Raw genomic sequence first — 489 nt, forward strand, 5'->3', positions numbered from 1 at the left:
GGCGCCGGCCTTCGTGGATCGCCTCGATGCCTGGGAGCTGGCCGAGCGCGCGAAGATGCCGCTGCCGCCGGTGATGATCTACGGCGACGACGTCACCCACGTGCTGACCGAAGAAGGCATCGCGAATCTGCTGCTGTGCCGCAGCCCGGAGGAACGCGAACAGGCGATCCGCGGCGTGGCCGGCTACACCGCCGTCGGCCTGGGCCGCGACCGCGCGATGGTGGAAAACCTGCGCGACCGCGGCATCATCCGCCGCCCCGACGACCTCGGCATCCGCACCCGCGATGCCAGCCGCGACCTGCTCGCCGCGCGCTCGGTCAAGGATCTCGTGCGTTGGTCCGGTGGGTTGTACAACCCGCCCAAACGCTTCCGCAACTGGTAAGGGGCACGCCATGGAAACCCTGCGTTATCGCTTCCCCGGGCAGCACGATCTCACCGAGCGCGATCACCACGCGCTGGTCGGCGTGGTCGCCTCGGGCAATCTGGAAG

Annotated in this window: 1 protein-coding gene; it reads left to right on the forward strand. The window is 69.3% G+C overall.

What is annotated here, in order from left to right:
- Nucleotides 1-382 (forward strand): malonate decarboxylase subunit alpha (locus tag ACLFKU_RS44050; protein ID WP_410853431.1); only part of this gene is annotated, 382 nt, incomplete at its 5' end.
- Nucleotides 383-489: the final 107 nt, after the last annotated feature.

The organism is Paraburkholderia sp. EG304 (genome assembly GCF_046543485.1).
Classification (GTDB): Bacteria; Pseudomonadota; Gammaproteobacteria; order Burkholderiales; family Burkholderiaceae; genus Paraburkholderia; species Paraburkholderia youngii.